Consider the following 16,600-nt stretch of genomic DNA (forward strand, 5'->3'; position numbering starts at 1 on the left):
GCAGGCTCCGGTTGCATGTCACAGGTTCGCGATCAGGTGGCGCGACGCCAGCACGACCAGGGCCATCGCGGTCGCCGTCGGGTTGCAGGCGGTCGCGGTCGGGATGACGCCGTTGCCGCCGACGTAGAGATTCTGGAATCCCCACACTCGACTGTTGCGATCGCAGACGGATGTCCCGTCATCGACGTCCCCCATGCGTACCGTGCCCTGGTAGTGCAGCGAGCTTCCGGCGGGGAGCAGGCGGGGGTGGCTACCGGGGAAGAAGTCCCCGATGCTGTCAGCCTGCTCCACCATGTCTCGCATCGCACGGGCGATGGTGTCCCGGTCCACCTCGGTCAGCTCGTACTGAATGCTCATCTTGGGCATGCCGAAGGCATCGAGCTCGGTGTCGGAGAACTCGACCCGATCCTGGGGGCGGATCTCCTTGGTGGTGAACCTGCCCCAGGTCACCACAGGTCGGTGCAGTGGCGCCGTTCCAGGCACCTCGACTGGCGTGGTCCCGACCTGCATGACCTGTGTGTGAAAGGGAAAGTCCGGTTCATGGAACGGGATCCAGAATACGCCCGTGAGTGAATCGCGACGGTCATCCGAGCCGTTGGCGATGCCGGCCGGGCCGCTCGTCGGTTCACGGAGCGCCAGAGCGCTGACGATTTGCGGCTGGTCGTTCAGGTAGGCCCCGAGCGCGCGTGGACGGATGCCGGACGCCCACAGCAACTGTGGTGTGCGCAGTGCGTCCGCGGCGACAGCGACGGCCCGGACGTAGACGACGTGAGTGTGCCCTGTGATGCGATCGGCCAGCACTGCGCCGTAAACGCGGCCAGCCTCGTGGAGGAGCCGGCGGCACACGGTCTCGGACGCGAGACCGAAGCCCTCGTGGCGACCCTCGGCGAGTTCGCCCAGGATGGTGTCGACCCCCGACCATGCCGGCAGTGCCGCTCCAGTTGGCGTGCACGCGAGCGGCATCGGTTGCACACGCCGGTCGGCGGGCCGACCGCCGTCGAACAGTGTCGACAGTGCCTGGTGCAGTCGTTGGCTGGCGGCGGTAGGCGGGAAGGCCTGCGTGGTCACCCGGAGCAAGCTCGACGCACGGTCGAACGCCTCGTCGAATGTGTTCTCCAGAAAGCCGATGCGCTCCGAGCCGCCAGGCCGTGGGCAGGCGCAGGTCCAGTGCGCTCCCATTCCACCGACGTTCGCCGAGAGCGCGGCCGCGGGCATTGCGGTCTGCTGGTCATCCGAGGTGCCCGCGTCACCCAGCAGAAAGGTACCCGGCCGCGACGCGATCTGCTCGCCGTTGCGGCCGGTGTCCGAGGCCACCTGCCCCGTCCACCTGGTGGCGAGATCCTGCGCCTGGCGCCGCGCTGTGGCGTCGAGATTGCGGATGTTGCTGCCCAGTCGGTCGGTCAACCGCGGTCCCGCTTCGACGACCAGGACCGAGCGGTGGGGAGCTGAGTCGTGAAGCTCCCGCGCGAAGGTGGCGCCCGCCGGACCGCTCCCGATGATCAGCACGTCGACGTGTTCGGGGTAGGTGCGCGGTCCGGCGAGCGGCGCGCTCGTTGCAGCGCTCACGCCTTGGATGCCTCATTTGCGGGGGCATGGCCTTGGAGCAGCTCGGCGAGGATCCGTCGCTCGAGCGCGTGATGCCGGGCGACCATGTCCCATGGATCGCTGGTCAGGTTCCAGTGCCAGCCTTCCCACTCGCTGGAGATGTAACCGGTGTATCCCGCCTCCACGAAGACCTTCAGAATGTCTCGTACGGGCACGGCGGGCTCGTCACCGGACTCGTCGATGTCGTAGAACTTGCCGTGCATGTGCACGGTCCACGGCGCGACGATCGCCCAGTCGGCTGGACTCGCGTGGCCGAAGAGTCCGATGGAGTTTCGGGCCAGCGGTTGGCCGTTGGCGCCGGCGCCCTCCTCCTCGACGATCCGGAAGACGTCCTGGTACATCTGCGGCAGCGCGGAGTCGTCCAGGATCGGTCCGCGCTGGTGCTGTGCCAGCCAGCTTTGCACGATCCGCTCGATGTACCGTTCGGTCAGGCCGCGGCGCCTGCCGGCCTCGAGAACGCTGGGCGGCATGGTGCGCATGCTGCTGCCCCAGTCGGGAATGAAGCCGAGATAGGCGGAGCCGAGCTTCTCGTAGCGTTCCCTGAGGGCGACCATGATCGGGTGCCTCGGCGAATGGTGAGCGTGGATCTCCAGGCCCAGCTTGACGCCTTCGCGCTCCGCGAGTGGGAGTAGCCGCTCCATGTCGTCGGGTGTGAGGGAGTACTGGACGCGCACGACGGGGAAGCCCAGGCGCCGCGCGGCGACGATTTGCGGCTCCATGTAGCTGACGAGCTCGTCCGGCGTCAGGAGGCGGTCGCGACGGATGCCGGCGTCGGCGTTGGCGCCGATGGCGGCGGGCGCGAGTCCGGTCTGGTCGATGAGGGAGCGGAACAGGTTGACTTGCTCGTCGGACAGCTGGGGCCAGCCGCGGAAGCTCTGGAAGCCGACGACTTCCAGCCCGGGACCGAGACCCAGTTCGCCGACGCGTCGTACTGCGTCGTCGAAACCAATTCGCCGGCCGTGGAAGTCCCGCGTGATGCTGTAGAGGGTTGTGCCGAGTTGGGGACCCGCAGTAGCTGCGCGCTCGATCATCGCGACGCCACCTCCAGTTGAGCGGTGCACTTGTCGAGGTTGACCAGCGGCTTCCCGGCCACGGGCAGGTAGGGGATGTGGAGCCCCATCGCGACACTCACCTCGTGTGTACCGGGTTGGGCCGCGACAGGGTGCTCGACGGTGAGCTCGGCGGAGTCGAGGACGTACCACCAGACGTCGGTCAGCGTGGCGAGCTCTGAGAACCGGTGGGGACCGCTGGTGGGGATGCTGAACCACACCGCATCCTGCGGCACGGGTGCGCCGTCGACGGTGATCTCGATGCGTTCGATGCAGGACAACGGCAGCGCCCGATACCAGGGAAGCCGTAGCCCGGTACTGAATCCCGTCTCGGTTGGATGAAGCGTCTCCGCTTCGATGAGGCGTTCTGGGAACACGACACTCCTCGATTCCGCGTGCTGGACGAGGCGAACTTAGTCGAAGGAGTCGACACTTCACAACCCCTTGGCCGCCTTGACCGGCGACCTGAACGTCAAAGATGGCCGAAGTGTAGACAGATCAAAGATCCGCCCCTAGTGTGGCCAGCTACACGCCCACGGACCCCACCGAGGGCAACTGGCACCGCAGGAGCAAACATGATCAAGGGAAGGAAAGTCAGCGCGTTCGCCGGTGTCGCGGCGGCTGCTGTCTTGCTAGCCGGCTGCGGTGGAGCAGGCGATCAACCCTCGACCGGCGGGACGATCAAGTTCAGCGGCCAGACCCAGGAGCAGAAGCTCTGGGAGCCGCTCTTCAAGGCCTTCGAGGACGCGAACCCCGGATACAAGGTCGACGCCACCTTCACACCCAACGACTCGTATCCGCAGCTGATCCAGACCCAACTGCAGGCCGGGCAGGCAGCCGACGTCATCCAGTCCACGCCCGGCTCGGGTGGCGGACTCGCCGCACTGACGCTCGCGCAGGGCGGTCGGCTCGCCACGCTGACGGACGCGTCATGGGCGAAGTCCCTACCCAAGACGACAATGCCGCTGGTCACGATGGACAGCAAGGTCTACGCATACCCCACCGATCTTGCACCGTTCTTCGTGGCGTACAACCCGGATCTGTTCACCCGGGCGGGCGTCAAGGTGCCGACCACGTTCAACGAGCTACTCAACGCGTGCACCGCCATCGCCAACGCCGGCCTCACCCCGATTGCCCTGGCTGGCAAGTCCTTCCAGAACGTCAACATCACGCTGCAGAGCCTCGCCGCCAACAACGTGTACGGGCCGGTGCCGGACTGGAACCAGCAGCGAGCCGACGGCAAGACAACGTTCGCCGCCAGCGCGGAGTGGAAGAAGGTGCTGTCTGACTTCAAGAAGATGATCGACGCTCGCTGCTACAGCCCGGACGTCGCCGGTGTCGCCGCTCCCGTGCACTCGCAGCAGTTCGCGTCCTCGAAGGCCGCGATGTACGTGATGCCCGCGCAGGCACTTTCCATCGTGGCCGGTAGCGCACCACCCGACCTCAAGGTGTCGTCGTTCGCGTTCCCGGGAGACAGCAAGGACACGACCTGGGTCTCGGGGACCAGCGGCATCTCGCTCGTGGTCAACGCCAAGGCCCGCAACCTCGATGGCGCGAAGAAGCTCCTCGAGTTCCTCGGGCTCCCCGAGCAGCGCATCGCGTATGCGAAACACGCCGGGACCATCGCCTACGGCGCCGGTTCCAACGGAAGCGATGTCATCCCGGAGGCGCTCGAGCCGCTGCGGCCCTATCTCGAGTCGGACAAGGCGTTGACGCTGAATTACCTGTCCTGGCCGACCGCCGCGGTCTCGCAGCAGCTCGCAACCAGCGCCCAGGGGCTCCTGACCGGGCAGAAAACGATCGATCAAGTTCTCGCCGACACCGATCAGGCATGGGGCAAGAAGTAGTGTCCGCAACGCAGAGCCCGCCCGCGGCGTCGGCCGCGGGCGGGCCGAACCCCCGTCCCGGCCCCGCCCGCCGAGTCCCAGGCCTACGGCTATCGCGACTGTGGGTGCTCCCCGCACTCATTCCGGTTGCCCTCCTGCGGTACGTTGCCGTCGCCGCCGGCGCGTACTACGCCTTCACCAGCTGGAATGGCGTCAGCGTCGAAGCCGAGTTCGTCGGGCTCGACAACTTCGAACGGATCTTCTCCGATGGGGTGGCCCGCCAGGCGCTCGTCAACACCCTGCTGCTCTCGGCCTTGGCGGTGATCCTGTCGAACGTCCTGGGGATGCTGCTGGCGCTGGGCCTCAACAAGCTTCTGATGACGCGCCATGTGCTCCGGACGCTGTTCTTCGCACCTTTCGCGATCACACCGCTCGCCGTCGCGTACGTATGGTCGTTCATCTTCGAGTACGACGGGCTGCTCAACCAGGTTTTGAGCGCCGCCGGACTCTCGGGTTGGCGTCGGGTATGGACCGCAGACCCCGACACCGCGATCTGGACCATCCTCGTCCTGCTCGTCTGGCAGCTCACGGGGCTATGCATGATTATCTATCTATCGGGACTGCAGGCGGTCCCGGACGACCTGATCGAAGCGAGCGAGATTGATGGTGCCGGGCTGTTCGCCCGATTCCGGTCCGTGCTGTTGCCGATGCTCAATCCGGCCATCGTCGTGGCCGTCGCATTGCCAACGATCATGACCCTACGCGTCTTCGACCAGGTCATCGGCCTCACCAACGGCGGCCCTGCCGAAGTCACGGAGTCGATGGCGACGCAGATCTACCGCCAGTCGTTCGCCAACGGCAACTACGGCTACGGCGCGGCTATCGCACTGCTGCTCACCGTCCTCATCGCGGTCGTGGCGCTCGCCCAGATCTTCCTGCTGCGCAGTCGGAAGGACCTCTGATGAGCCGCCGGTACCGCAAGCTGACCTTTGTCCGCGAGATTCTCCTGCTGCTCGCCGCGGCCATCTGGTGGATCCCCTTCTACATCATTGCCACGCTGTCACTGCAGGACGACGCCGCGATCAACGAGCGATCGCTCGCCTTCCCCATCACGAATCCCCAGTTCGACAACTTCAGCGAGGCATGGTCCGGCGGCTACAGCCCACTGGGGGACGGCCTTCTGTCCAGCGTCATCATCACCTGCGGCAGCGTCGTCGTCATCGTCCTGCTCGCCTCACTCGCCGCCTACACCATCTCCCGACACGCGTCCCGCCTCAACAACGTCCTGTACCTGTTGTTCGTCATCGGCATCGTCCTGCCATACCAGCTCGGGCTGATTCCGGCGTTCGTGCTGCTGCGCGAGATGGGGCTCGTGGGTACCCACGCCGGCATGATCCTGCTGTACACGGGCATCGAGCTTCCGACCGCGATCTTCCTCTACGCGGGCTTCATCCGCACCCTGCCCAAGGAGTACGAGGAAGCAGCCCTCGTCGACGGTGCAAGCCCGATCAGAGTGTTCTGGTCTGTGATCTTCCCGCTCCTGGCGCCGGTCACCGCCACCGTCGCCGTGGTCACCGCGCTGTTCGTATGGAACGACTTCTTCACGCAGCTGGTCTTCCTCGCCGGCACGAGCAACCAGACCCTGCCCGTCGCGATCTACGGTTTCGTCGGAGAGTTCGCCGCGCAGTGGAACTACGTGTTCGCGGGCATCGTGATCTCGGTGCTTCCGGTGCTCGTCTTCTTCATCATCGTCCAGAAACAGCTCGTCCGCGGCTTCGCCGGCGGTATCAAGTCATGACCGACCCATACACGCTGCGGCCATCGGCAGTCCGCCACCCGTCCGGCTGCTCCAGTGGACTCGAGTGGTCCGTACGCCTGCGGCTGCCGTGGTTTCGGGCGCTGCCGATGTCAGGCGTCGAGAGCATCGTCGTATCCCTGGACGGCCAGCCGGTCCCAGAGAGCCTGCTGCTGACGCACATCGACGGGCGACCGCACAATCTGACCGAACTGCAAGGCATGTCCGACCGGTACTGGTCGGTCGACGAGGATCTCCAGATCGGCGTCGCGCACGGCCAGGGGCCCCCGGGTGCCTGCGCCGGAACGGTCGTCACGGTCGAACTGACCCTTCGAATGCCGGATGGAAGAGGCCACAACGGCGACTGGCCCCGCCGGACCGTGCGCGCCGACACGACGATGATCGACCCACACCAACCGCGGTGGCCGCTGGGCGTCTGCACCTTCAGCTTCGCCGGCGAGCTGCGGCGAGGGCGCTCCATACGGTCCTGCCTGCGGGAAGTGAGCGCGATCGGCTACACCGCCCTCGAGGTGCTGGGCGCGCAGGTGGTTGCCGGATACCCCAACCCGTCGACGCGGTGGCTCGGCCGCCTCGCGGACCTGATGCGCGAGTACGGCCTCGCGTTGCACTGCTACGACGCGTTCCTCGACCCGGGGCGCCGACCCGACGACGCCGCAGACGACGAGCTTCTCCGGTGGATGGAACGTGAGCTGAGCATCGCGGCCTCGCTCGGCTGTTCGTTCGTTCGCCTCAACGTGCCACCCGATCCACGGTTGTTCGAGCAGCTCGCCGCTTCCGCCGAACGGCACGACCTGGCCGTGCTCACCGAACTGCACGCCCAGACCGCGCAGGATCCCAGCGTCCAGGAACTCCTGGCGCTGCTCGATGACCTTCGGTCGCCGAGGCTCGGGCTGGTCGTCGACCTGTCCTGCGTCATGCGGACGCTGCCGGCCGGGTGGGTCGCTCAGGTGCTGCGAGCAGGCGGCCCGCCCGAAGCCGCGCGGATCATCGAGAACGGATGGCGCGACGGACTCCCGCTGCACGCGGTCCGGTCCCGCCTCGCGGACCTGGGACTGCCGATGGATGCCGCGGCCGCTCGACTGGCCGACCGGACCTATCGGCTGTTCCGCCGGTCCGACACCGGCTGGCTGCCCGAAGTCCTGCCGTACACGCGGATCATTCATGGGAAATTCTTCGAGATGGAGGCGGCCGGTGAGCCGACGATCGACTATGCGGATGTCCTCGCGAAACTCTCAGACGCCGGATTCGATGGCCACATCATGAGCGAGTACGAAGGACACCTCTGGAGTGACTCGTCCGACGCCGTCGACCAGCTCTCGAAGCACCACGCCATGATTGCGGCTCTGTCCAATGTCTGAGCGACGTCCCGACCGGCTTCCGGTCGCCCTGATCGGCTTTGGCGGCTCCGGCTCCGGCATTCACCGACCCCTGATCGCGGCCAATCCGCGACTGAGTCTCGACGTGGTCGTCACGCGCGATGCGGCGCGGGCTGAGGCGGCCCGGCGGCAGTGCCCGGACGCGCATGTCACCTCCGAGGCCCTTGCGGCCAAGGGCTGCGCGGTCGCCGTGGTCGCGCTTCCGCCCGCCTACCGCGGCGACGTCGTTGAGCGGCTGATCGACCACGGTGTTCACGTTGTTGTTGAGAAGCCGATGGCCACGAGCCTGGAGGCCGCCGCCCGGCTGGCGGAGCACGATAACGCACGGTTGACTGTCTTCCACAACCGGCGGTGGGACAGCGACTTTCTGACCCTGCAACGATTGCGATCCGAGCAGTGGTGGACCGGGCCCACCCGCCTCGAGTCCAGGATCCAATGGTGGCAGCCAACCGTCCGCGACGGCTGGCGGAACCGCTCAGAAGGCGGCGGCATCCTGCGGGAGGTTGGCACGCACCTCATCGACCAGGCGATCACCCTGCTAGGCCCGGCCACCGCGGTCTATGCCGAGCTTCGCGCCCGTCGACGCGGCGCGATCGCTGAGGATGAGGTGTTCGTCGCGCTGGAGCATGCCGACGGGAGCCGGTCACACCTCTCCGCCGGGCCGCTGGGTGATCCGGACTCACCCCGGTTCCAGGTGGCGGTCGAGGAGGTCCTGATCACCCTCGGTACGCCGGACCGCCAGCAGGCAGACCTGGCAGACGGACTGGTGCCGGGAACCGCGTCGTGGGGTGTCACGGACCCATCCGACTGGGTGATCCGACGCGGGAGCCAGCCGCCCGCACCCGTCACCGCTGATCGCGGACGCTGGCAGGCGTTCTACGACGGCGTGGCCAGTTGGGTGGCCGACGGCGGCGCGCCACCGGTGCCATGGGCGGAAGGACTTGCGACAATGCGCGTCATCGATGCGGCTCGCCGAGCGTCCGCCGCAGCCCAGGTGGTTCATCTCGGTGAAGGAGGCTAGGTGGCGGTCGAGAGCGTGATAGCTTGGAGCATCGATGCACCAGACGAGCTCATCAAGCTACTGAAGCTGTCGGAACGGCGCGAACCCGCAGTCGTCGACATCGCCGTCTGGGTTGCGCTCGCCATTATCCAGGGACAGCTCCGCCCCGGCCAGGATCTCAACAGCGTCGACCTGGCCAGCCGATTCGGAACGAGCAGGACGCCCGTCCGCGAAGCGCTCGCCTTGCTCGAGTCGGAGGGCCTGGTCGAGATGCGAGCGCGCCGGCGGCCGCGAGTGCCCCTGTTCAGCCTGGAACAGATTCGTGAAATCTTCTTCGTCCGCGCCGAGTTGCTGGCAGCCCTCGCAGAAGTCGCGGTGGAACGAGTGTCGGAACACGACATTGCGCTCCTGAGGTCGATCATGGAGGTCCTACGGCAGTGTGCCGCCGATGACGACGACAGCAACTATCTGTGGGCGCATTTCCGATATTTCGATGCCATCGCCGCGGTGTCGGGAAACGACACGGCCAGAGGCATCCTCAACTCCCTGTTCCTCCAGACCTTGCCGGTGAGGCGGGCCCTCTCGCGCAAGGGACGGCTCGCCGAGAGCCTCTACTTTGCTGAGGCCATCTTCGATGCCGTCCAGCGGGGCGACGGCCAGCTGGCCGCTCTGCTTGTGCGCAGATCCATTCAGGCCGCCATCAAGGCGATCGAGAACGCCGGCTACCTCTCTGCCGCGCCCAGCCAAAGCTGACCCCGTCTGTCGGTACGCGCCGTGACGTGAGAAGGAGATCAACTCACGTCCGGCGGCCGAGTTGCTGCGACACCGAGTCAGTGCTGGCGAAACGCCTCCTGGAGACCTTCGGATCGGACCCGCGGATTGACCTTGCAGTCCAGAACGAGTGGCCCTTGTGAGCCGGCCAGCCACTTGGTGACTGCCTGCTCAAGGTCGCCAATTGACCGCACCGCGGCAGCGGCCGCACCGAGGGCCCGGGCCACGCCCGCCAGGTCGCGATCGCCGAACTGGACGAGCTCCGGGGAGAACCCCATCGGCTCGAAGTGATGGACCTCGGCGCCGAACGCACCATCGTTGAGGATGGCGACTACGACACGAAGCCCTTGCGCGGTCAGAGCATCGATCTCACCGAGCTGCATCAGTGTCCCGCCGTCGCCGATGAACACCAGCGCGATGCGATCTGGCCTCGCCGCCGCCGCGCCGACGGCGGTGCCGAGAGCGATGCCGACCGACTGGAAGCCCTGCGCGGCCACGAATCCGGCTGCGTCGGGAACCGCCAGGTACGGAGTCGGGAACCAGTGGAAGTGCCCGCTGTCGTACGTGATCGTTCGCTCGCTCGGAAGCAACCGGTTGAGCGTGACGACAACTGATCGCGGGTCGACGAGGCCGTCTTCCTCGTTGGCTTCGAATTGCTCGCCCGGTACGTAGGCCCGCAGTTGTTGTTCCACAGGCGTGCCACGAAACCCGGTCGCGCGGTGTCCACGCCGCACCAATTCGGCCGTGAGGGCCGCCGCGGTCTCGGCCGCGTCACCCACCAGGCCGAGCCGGACCCGACGGTTTGCCCCGATCGCCGCGGGGTCGGCATCGCACTGCACCACGGACTCACCGTCGATGAGCCGGCCGTGCATGGTGGTCCATTGGTTGAGGCTGGCGCCGAAGGCGAGGACGAGATCTGACTGTGGGACCACGGTGTGTGCCAGTTCCGACCCGAAGCCGCCGCAGACGCCCAGGCTGAGCGGATGTCCCGCGAAGAATCCGTTGGCCACCAGGGACGTTGCGTACAGCGCTCCGATCTGGTCGCCAAGAGCCTCGAGCGAGGTACGCGCGTTGGCGAGGACGGCGCCGCGGCCGGCGAGGACCAGCGGGCGCCGGCTGGCCGTGATGAGATCGGCGGCACGTTCGATATCGCTGGCAGCGGACCGGCTGCGTGGCGTGTTGGACGACGGTCCCAGTGGCGGATCGTGCCATTCCGACTCGTCCTGCTGCACGTCGACCGGGATGCCGATCACGACGGGGCTGCGATCCGCCGCGGCGGCTGCCAGCGCTCGGGTGATCACGGTGACCGTGCTCGCCGCGTCGGTGACGCGTACGACTCGAGCGCCGGCGGCGGCGGCGAACGCGGCGAGGTCGATTGTCTGGTTCACGCGCCGGCCGCGGCCGGTCTCACCCGCGAGCAGGACGACCGGCTGGCGCTCGCGGACCGCGTGCGTCAGGGTCGTCAGGGTGTTGGTCACGCCTGGCCCCTGGTGGACGCACGCGATTCCGACGCGGCCGGTGACCTGTGCGTAGGCGGTGGCGGCGGCGACTGCTGACGCCTCGTGCCGGACCCAGACGAAGCGTCCGCCGTGCTCGCGTGTGAACGCATCCGTGAACTGGAAGTTTCCGCTACCGAGCAGGCCGAAGATCGTGTCGTGCCCATGGTGGGCGAGGGTGCGGGCCACCAGCTGGTAGGCCTTGTATCGGCTGACGGTTCGCTCCGCTGTCTGCGGGTTGCCGGTCAACGGGGTACCTCGTCTCCATCGCGTGCGGCGAGTGCGACCTCAGGGTCGTACTCGTAGATCCAACTGTTGGCAACGAGCGGATCAGCCAGGGCGAACGTTCGGTCACGCGCCTGCTGCTGCGGCCCATCGGGCAGGTGGTTGACATGCGCTCGCCCGTGGCTGACCTCTTGCAGGCGCGCCGTGCGCGCCATCCGATGCGACTCGTAGCGCGTGAGTGCCCGCCCAGGTTCGCGCTGCTCGTCGGCCAGGCAGAGCGCCAACAGCGCGGCATCCTCAACCGCCTGCGCCGCGCCTTGGGCGAAGAAAGGAAACATCGGGTGCGCGGCGTCACCGAGCAGCGTCACCCGGCCCCCGCTCCACCGGCCCAGCGGTGCGCGGTCGAGAAGGGCCCAGCGTCCGGGTGATTCGGCGGCCCGGATCAGCTCGATGAGTCGGGGATCCCATCCCTGGAACTCGTCCGCGAACTCGTCGACCGTCGCCGTTGCACTCCATGACTCGACGGTGTAGTTCCCGGCGGGAGCGAATGCGACGACATTGACCAGTTCCCCGGCCGAAACGGGGTAGTGCACGAGGTGGTGCCCTGGGCCGATCCAGAGGGTTTGCGCGGGTCTGAGCGCGAACGACGGCGCCTTGTCGGCCGGCACGAGTGCGCGGAACGCGCACAGCCCGGAGTACTGCGCCGGGCGGGCCTCGGCGACCACGGGGCGTACGACGGAATGGATGCCGTCGGCTCCGATCACGACGTCGGGGCGGATGACTTGCCCGTCGCCGAACTGGACGACCGGACGTGGCTCGGAGAGCGCGACGTCGACGCATCGCATGCCGAGGCGAACCGTCCCGTCGGGAACCGCCGACATGATGGCGTCAAGCAGATCAGCGCGGTGTGCCGTATAGGTGTGTTCGCCATACAGTTCCTTGCACGACGTCGCCAGGGCCTCGGCGGACAGCACAGTCCCGTCCTTCCACCGCCGGAATTCCCAGCCCACGTCGAGCTGGACGGCGCGCGGGACGAATGCGTCAAGCACGCCAAGCCGCCGCAACAGCCGCGCCACGTTGGGCGCGACAACCAGTCCCGCCCCGACCTCTTTGATCTCCGAGGCCTGTTCATAGACGGTGCTCGAAAGGCCGGCGCGGGCCAGGAACGCGGCTGCCGCCAGACCTCCGATCCCACCGCCGATGATTGCGATGTCCAGCCCGTCGGGCGCTGGTCGGGACACGCCGCGTCTCCTCCTCCGTGCCGAATCGGGCCGCTCCGTGCGGTCGCCACATGATTTCCTGCCGCGGCGTTGGCTCAAGCGATGTGACCGTTCAATGAACATGCGTGCCAGCCATCCGTGTTCATTCAACGAACATCAGTCGCTAGGATTCGGGACAGTCCCACCGAACGGAGGTGCCTGCCATGCCGCGCACGAGCGAGCCCGGGAGGAGCGTGAGCTCGCGGCTGCTCGAGTTGCTGTTCGCGTTCCGCCCCGAGCGCAGTCTCTTGAGCCTCGCCGATCTCGTTCGGGAGACCGGACTGCCGCATGCGACGGCTCGTCGACTGGTTCTCGAGCTGGAAGAAGCGGGGGCCATCGATCGCTGTGCCGACGGCCGGTTCGCAATCGGTGTGCGGCTGTGGCAGTTGGGCACGCTGGCACCCCGGACTGAGTCGCTGCGCATTCTGGCCAAGCCCTTCATGGACGATCTGTACACCGCCCTGCGTCAACACGTACAGCTCGCCGTGCTCGACGATGACCACGCGGTGATCATCGAGCGGATGTCCGCCCCGCACGCGGTCAACCTGGTATCCGAGGTTGGCGGGCGCCTGCCGCTGCACTGCTCCGGTGTCGGCAAGGTGCTGCTCAGCCACACGGACCACGCGTTCATCGACCGGATTCTGGCGGGACCACTGCCGACCTTCACGGCGCAGACGAACGTGAACCCTCCATCACTTCGTCGGGAGATCGCGGCCTGCCGGCGGACCGGGACAGCCATGGTTCGAGGAGAGCTGACGGTCGGTGCCGACTCGGTGGCAACTCGAATCGTCGATCGCGACGGACGGGTGGTCGCCGCCCTCTCCGTCGTGGTGCGCACAGGCTCGGTGCGCCCCCAGGCCACCGTTCCCTCTGTGGTCGCATCCGGGCTCGGGATCTCCAGAGCACTGGGCTGGCGGCCTGGCATCGCCGTGAGCGCCTCCTGACCCAAGCCTTCAGATTGTCCGTTGAACGAACATCCGGCTTTTGTCCGAGCCGGAGATCATCCACGCTCGTCCCGGCCGGCGACACGCTGAAACAGGGACAGGTGACCAATGGGCCTCACGTTCGACCATCACACGCTGGGACAGCGCGTGCTGTTCGGAACGGGTGCGGCCGTGGACAACACCGCCGCTGCCGTAGCGGCACTCGGGTCGCGACGCGTACTGCTCATCGCGGATCCGTTCGTGGCGGATCTCGCTGACGCGGTCGCCGCGCGTACCCCCGTCGTCGCCCGCATCCGCGACGTCGTCGCGCACGTGCCGATCGAGCGCGCCCGCACCGCGGTGGCCGTCGCACGGGACAACGAGGTTGACGCCGTCGTCACAATCGGCGGCGGCTCGTCCACCGGGCTCGCCAAGATCGTCGCCCGCGACACCGGGCTGCCGATCGTCGCGATCCCGACTACGTTCGCCGGCTCCGAAGCGACCGACGTGTGGGGCATGACCGAAGCGCATCGCAAAACCACCGGCGTCGACCCAAACGTCCTGCCGAAGATCGTCGTGTATGACGCGGCGCTGAGCACGAGCCTGCCGGGCCGGCTCGCGGTGGCGTCCGGGCTCAACGCGGTCGCCCACGCGATCGACGGCTTCTGGGCCCCTCGCGCCGACCCGATCAACCGCGCCCTCGGCACGGAGGGGCTACGCGCCCTGATTCCGGGCCTGCGCGCCCTGCACGCGAACCCGGACGACCTCGACACGCGTGAGCAGTTGCTGTACGGCGCATACCTGGCGGCGGTCGCGTTTGCCTCCGCCGGCTCCGGGATGCATCACAAGATCTGCCATGCGCTCGGCGGTGCCTACAACCTTCCCCACGCTGACACCCACGCGATCATGCTCGGCTACGTGATCAGCTTCAACGGCCCCGCAGCGCCGGACGCGCAGTCGCGCATCAGCGCCGCCTTCGACGAACTCCCCGGGGCGACCGGTCTGTTTCAGCTGCGGCGCGACCTCGGCGCCGTCAAATCGCTCGCCGACATCGGATTCGCCGAGACCGACATCCCCGACGCCGCCCGCATCATCCTGCCGTCGATCCCGCCGTCGAACCCCCGCCCCGTCACGCAGGCCGACCTCGAGTCGCTGCTGCACGACGCCTGGGCCGGCGTACCAGTCAAACAGGAGGGCCCATGAGCACCCCCTTCCTCTCCGAAGACCAGCTCGCCCGCGAGGTCGAGCTGATCGAGCGCGTCGAGCGTTCATTCGACAGAGCCGACAACGCGCGACTCAAGCAGATCATGCAGGCGCTCGTCCGGCATCTCCACGGATTCGTGCGCGAGGTGCGGCTTACCGAGCAGGAATGGAACACGGCCATGCAGTTCCTCACCGACTGCGGGCGCACCACCACCGACAAGCGGCAGGAGTTCATCCTGCTCTCCGACGTGCTCGGCATCTCGATGCAGGTGATCAGCGTCAATAACGAGGCCTACCGCGACGCCACCGAGGCGACGGTCTTCGGGCCGTTCTTCGTGCAGGGTGCTCCGCTCATCGGGCACGGCGGCGACATGGCCTTCGGAGCACCGGGCGAACCGTGCTGGGTCGTCGGACGCGTCAGCGATACCGACGGCACACCGGTCCAAGGCGCGCGTATCGACGTGTGGGAGGCCGACGAAGACGGCCTGTACGACGTGCAGTACAACGACGCACGAACGTCGGGCCGCGCCCATCTGTTCACCGACCACAACGGCGAGTACCGGTTCTGGGCGCTGACGCCCACGCCGTACCCGATCCCCGACGACGGCCCCGTCGGCAGGATGCTTTCCGCGACCGGACGCTCCCCGCTGCGCGCCTCTCACCTGCATTTCATGGTCAGCGCCTCCAGCTACCGCACCCTCGTGACCCACATCTTTGTTCGCGGCGACCAGATCGGCTGGGCCGACAGCGTGTTCGGCGTCAAGGAGACACTCATCAAGGACTTCACGCGGCACCCTGCCGGCACGCCCACACCCGACGGCCGCGAACTCGGGCAACAGACGTGGACCGACGTGCGCTTTGACATCGTCCTGGCGCCGGCCAGCGCTTGAGGCCACCGTCGCGCCAACACAGAGAGAAGAGGACAATCATGGCTGACAACATCAGGGCGGGCATCCTCGGCACCGGCTTCATGGGCCGCGTGCACGGACAGGCCATCCTGGCCGCGGGCGCCCGAGTCGTCGGCGTCGTCGGGCGAACGCACGACTCCGGCACGGAAGCCGCCTTGCGCTACCCCCACGCCACCGGCTTCGCCACCGTCGATGCACTCCTCGACGCAGGAGTCGACGTCGTCCACGTCTGCCTTCCCAACGCACTCCACCACGAAGCGTCCCGAACGCTCATCGCCGCTGGGGTCGCGGTGGTCTGTGAGAAGCCGCTCGCGACCTCACTGCAGGACGCGGCGGACCTCACCGACGCGGCCGCCGACGCCGGAATCGTGACCGGCGTGCCGTTCGTCTATCGCTATTACCCGGTCGTCCGCGAGATCCGCCGCCGTCTGAGGCGTGATGGCAGCCGGCTGTGGCTTCTCCACGGCAGCTACCTTCAGGACTGGCTCGCTAGCCGGCATGCCACCAACTGGCGCGTCGAACCCTCCGCCGGTGGACGATCACGCGCCTTCGGGGACATCGGCATCCACTGGTGCGACCTCATGGAGTACGTGACCGGCCACCGCATCACGCGGCTCTCGGCCCGCCTCGGCAACGCCTTCGACCGCGAGGGCGGCCCCGAGCAGAACCTCACCGAAGACGGCGGCCTCATCACCTTCGAGACCGACGCGGGCGCCATCGGCTCACTCGTCATCAGCCAGGTCAGCGCCGGTCGACGCAACCGCCTGTGGTTCTCCTTCGACGGTCCCGAGGTCTCCTACAGCTTCAACCAGGAGAGCCCCGAGTCAATGTGGGTCGGCCTGCCCTCGGAGGCACACGTCGTCGACCGTGATCCGTCCTCCGGTGGGGAGCAGTCCCGCCGGAGCAACGCGCTCCCACCTGGGCACCCCCAGGGCTACCAACACTGCTTCAACGACTTCGTCGCGGACACCTACGCGGCCATACGCGGCGACGATCCGGGCGACCGCCCCCAGTTTGCCGACGGCCTGAGGGCAGCCCAGCTCACCGAGGCCGTGCTGACATCGACCACCTCCAGGAGCGAATGGATCGACGTGCCCGCGGCCGGTCAAGACTAGGCCTGACCGGCGTGAGCACGCATAGTAG

At 67.4% G+C, this 16,600-nt stretch carries 15 protein-coding genes and 1 pseudogene; 10 read left to right on the top strand and 6 right to left on the bottom strand.

Going from position 1 to position 16,600, the window contains the following annotated elements; all coding sequences use genetic code 11:
• Window positions 1–18: 18 nt before the first annotated feature.
• The 3 genes from ACQPY0_RS17925 to ACQPY0_RS17935 are packed head-to-tail and all read right to left on the bottom strand — an operon-like array spanning window position 19 to window position 3,031.
• Complete coding sequence (locus ACQPY0_RS17925; RefSeq protein WP_432990214.1) at window positions 19–1,566, bottom strand: GMC oxidoreductase; 1,548 nt, start codon at window positions 1,564–1,566, stop codon at window positions 19–21.
• The gene (locus ACQPY0_RS17930) at window positions 1,563–2,636 is read right to left on the bottom strand and encodes a sugar phosphate isomerase/epimerase family protein (RefSeq protein ID WP_432990216.1); all 1,074 of its coding nucleotides are present in this window, start codon (window positions 2,634–2,636) and stop codon (window positions 1,563–1,565) included. Before ACQPY0_RS17930 ends, ACQPY0_RS17925 begins: the two co-directional genes overlap by 4 nt.
• Window positions 2,633–3,031: a C-glycoside deglycosidase beta subunit domain-containing protein gene (locus ACQPY0_RS17935; RefSeq protein WP_432990218.1), complete on the bottom strand. Its 399-nt coding sequence runs from the start codon at window positions 3,029–3,031 to the stop codon at window positions 2,633–2,635. The genes ACQPY0_RS17930 and ACQPY0_RS17935 overlap by 4 nt, the downstream gene beginning before the upstream one ends.
• A 198-nt stretch (window positions 3,032–3,229) precedes the next feature.
• Here ACQPY0_RS17935 and ACQPY0_RS17940 point away from each other — a divergent pair, with 198 nt between their 5' ends.
• From ACQPY0_RS17940 to ACQPY0_RS17965, 6 genes are all read left to right on the top strand, one after another.
• Window positions 3,230–4,501 (top strand): ABC transporter substrate-binding protein, encoded by a 1,272-nt coding sequence (locus ACQPY0_RS17940; RefSeq protein ID WP_432990220.1) that lies wholly within the window; start codon window positions 3,230–3,232, stop codon window positions 4,499–4,501.
• Between the two features lie 104 nt (window positions 4,502–4,605).
• A complete protein-coding gene (locus tag ACQPY0_RS17945; protein WP_432990222.1) occupies window positions 4,606–5,442 on the top strand; it encodes a carbohydrate ABC transporter permease in 837 nt (278 codons plus the stop codon).
• Window positions 5,442–6,278, top strand: a complete 837-nt coding sequence (locus ACQPY0_RS17950) for a carbohydrate ABC transporter permease (RefSeq protein WP_432990224.1) — start codon at window positions 5,442–5,444, stop codon at window positions 6,276–6,278. The genes ACQPY0_RS17945 and ACQPY0_RS17950 overlap by 1 nt, the downstream gene beginning before the upstream one ends.
• On the top strand, window positions 6,275–7,654 hold the full coding sequence (locus ACQPY0_RS17955; protein WP_432990226.1) for a TIM barrel protein: 1,380 nt from the start codon (window positions 6,275–6,277) through the stop codon (window positions 7,652–7,654). Before ACQPY0_RS17950 ends, ACQPY0_RS17955 begins: the two co-directional genes overlap by 4 nt.
• Window positions 7,647–8,693 carry a Gfo/Idh/MocA family oxidoreductase gene (locus ACQPY0_RS17960; RefSeq protein WP_432990228.1) on the top strand — a complete coding sequence of 349 codons (1,047 nt, stop codon included), beginning with the start codon at window positions 7,647–7,649 and terminating at the stop codon, window positions 8,691–8,693. The genes ACQPY0_RS17955 and ACQPY0_RS17960 overlap by 8 nt, the downstream gene beginning before the upstream one ends.
• A complete protein-coding gene (locus ACQPY0_RS17965) occupies window positions 8,694–9,425 on the top strand; it encodes a GntR family transcriptional regulator (RefSeq protein ID WP_432990230.1) in 732 nt (243 codons plus the stop codon). It abuts the gene before it with no gap.
• 77 nt (window positions 9,426–9,502) lie between these two features.
• On the opposite strand, the gene ACQPY0_RS17970 is transcribed toward ACQPY0_RS17965, so the two are convergent.
• The 3 genes and pseudogenes from ACQPY0_RS17970 to ACQPY0_RS17980 form a co-directional block, all read right to left on the bottom strand.
• Window positions 9,503–10,696 carry a thiamine pyrophosphate-dependent enzyme gene (locus tag ACQPY0_RS17970; RefSeq protein ID WP_432995287.1) on the bottom strand — a complete coding sequence of 398 codons (1,194 nt, stop codon included), beginning with the start codon at window positions 10,694–10,696 and terminating at the stop codon, window positions 9,503–9,505.
• Window positions 10,697–10,888: 192 nt separating this feature from the next.
• Window positions 10,889–11,128, bottom strand: a pseudogene (locus tag ACQPY0_RS17975) (thiamine pyrophosphate-binding protein); the annotation flags it as partial.
• A 56-nt stretch (window positions 11,129–11,184) separates the two neighbouring features.
• On the bottom strand, window positions 11,185–12,405 hold the full coding sequence (locus tag ACQPY0_RS17980) for an FAD-dependent monooxygenase (RefSeq protein WP_432990232.1): 1,221 nt from the start codon (window positions 12,403–12,405) through the stop codon (window positions 11,185–11,187).
• A 212-nt stretch (window positions 12,406–12,617) separates the two neighbouring features.
• Between ACQPY0_RS17980 and ACQPY0_RS17985 the strand changes: the two genes are divergently transcribed.
• The 4 genes from ACQPY0_RS17985 (at window position 12,618) to ACQPY0_RS18000 (ending at window position 16,572) form a co-directional block, all read left to right on the top strand.
• Window positions 12,618–13,367: an IclR family transcriptional regulator gene (locus ACQPY0_RS17985; protein WP_432990234.1), complete on the top strand. Its 750-nt coding sequence runs from the start codon at window positions 12,618–12,620 to the stop codon at window positions 13,365–13,367.
• A gap of 108 nt (window positions 13,368–13,475) precedes the next feature.
• The gene (locus ACQPY0_RS17990) at window positions 13,476–14,549 is read left to right on the top strand and encodes a maleylacetate reductase (protein WP_432990236.1); all 1,074 of its coding nucleotides are present in this window, start codon (window positions 13,476–13,478) and stop codon (window positions 14,547–14,549) included.
• The gene (locus ACQPY0_RS17995; RefSeq protein ID WP_432990238.1) at window positions 14,546–15,439 is read left to right on the top strand and encodes a dioxygenase; all 894 of its coding nucleotides are present in this window, start codon (window positions 14,546–14,548) and stop codon (window positions 15,437–15,439) included. The genes ACQPY0_RS17990 and ACQPY0_RS17995 overlap by 4 nt, the downstream gene beginning before the upstream one ends.
• A gap of 38 nt (window positions 15,440–15,477) precedes the next feature.
• Window positions 15,478–16,572, top strand: coding sequence for a Gfo/Idh/MocA family protein (locus tag ACQPY0_RS18000; protein WP_432990240.1), 1,095 nt, complete (start codon window positions 15,478–15,480; stop codon window positions 16,570–16,572).
• Window positions 16,573–16,600 lie beyond the last annotated feature (28 nt).

The organism is Dactylosporangium sp. CA-233914 (genome assembly GCF_050942935.1).
Taxonomy (GTDB): domain Bacteria; phylum Actinomycetota; class Actinomycetes; order Mycobacteriales; family Micromonosporaceae; genus Dactylosporangium.

Coding starts and splice junctions, on each gene's coding strand:
- ACQPY0_RS17940 (WP_432990220.1), top strand. CDS start 3,230: ATGATCAAGGGAAGGAAAGTCAGCGCGTTCGCCGGTGTCGCGGCGGCT.
- ACQPY0_RS17950 (WP_432990224.1), top strand. CDS start 5,442: ATGAGCCGCCGGTACCGCAAGCTGACCTTTGTCCGCGAGATTCTCCTG.
- ACQPY0_RS17995 (WP_432990238.1), top strand. CDS start 14,546: ATGAGCACCCCCTTCCTCTCCGAAGACCAGCTCGCCCGCGAGGTCGAG.
- ACQPY0_RS17930 (WP_432990216.1), bottom strand. CDS start 2,636: ATGATCGAGCGCGCAGCTACTGCGGGTCCCCAACTCGGCACAACCCTC.
- ACQPY0_RS17990 (WP_432990236.1), top strand. CDS start 13,476: ATGGGCCTCACGTTCGACCATCACACGCTGGGACAGCGCGTGCTGTTC.
- ACQPY0_RS17955 (WP_432990226.1), top strand. CDS start 6,275: ATGACCGACCCATACACGCTGCGGCCATCGGCAGTCCGCCACCCGTCC.
- ACQPY0_RS17960 (WP_432990228.1), top strand. CDS start 7,647: ATGTCTGAGCGACGTCCCGACCGGCTTCCGGTCGCCCTGATCGGCTTT.
- ACQPY0_RS18000 (WP_432990240.1), top strand. CDS start 15,478: ATGGCTGACAACATCAGGGCGGGCATCCTCGGCACCGGCTTCATGGGC.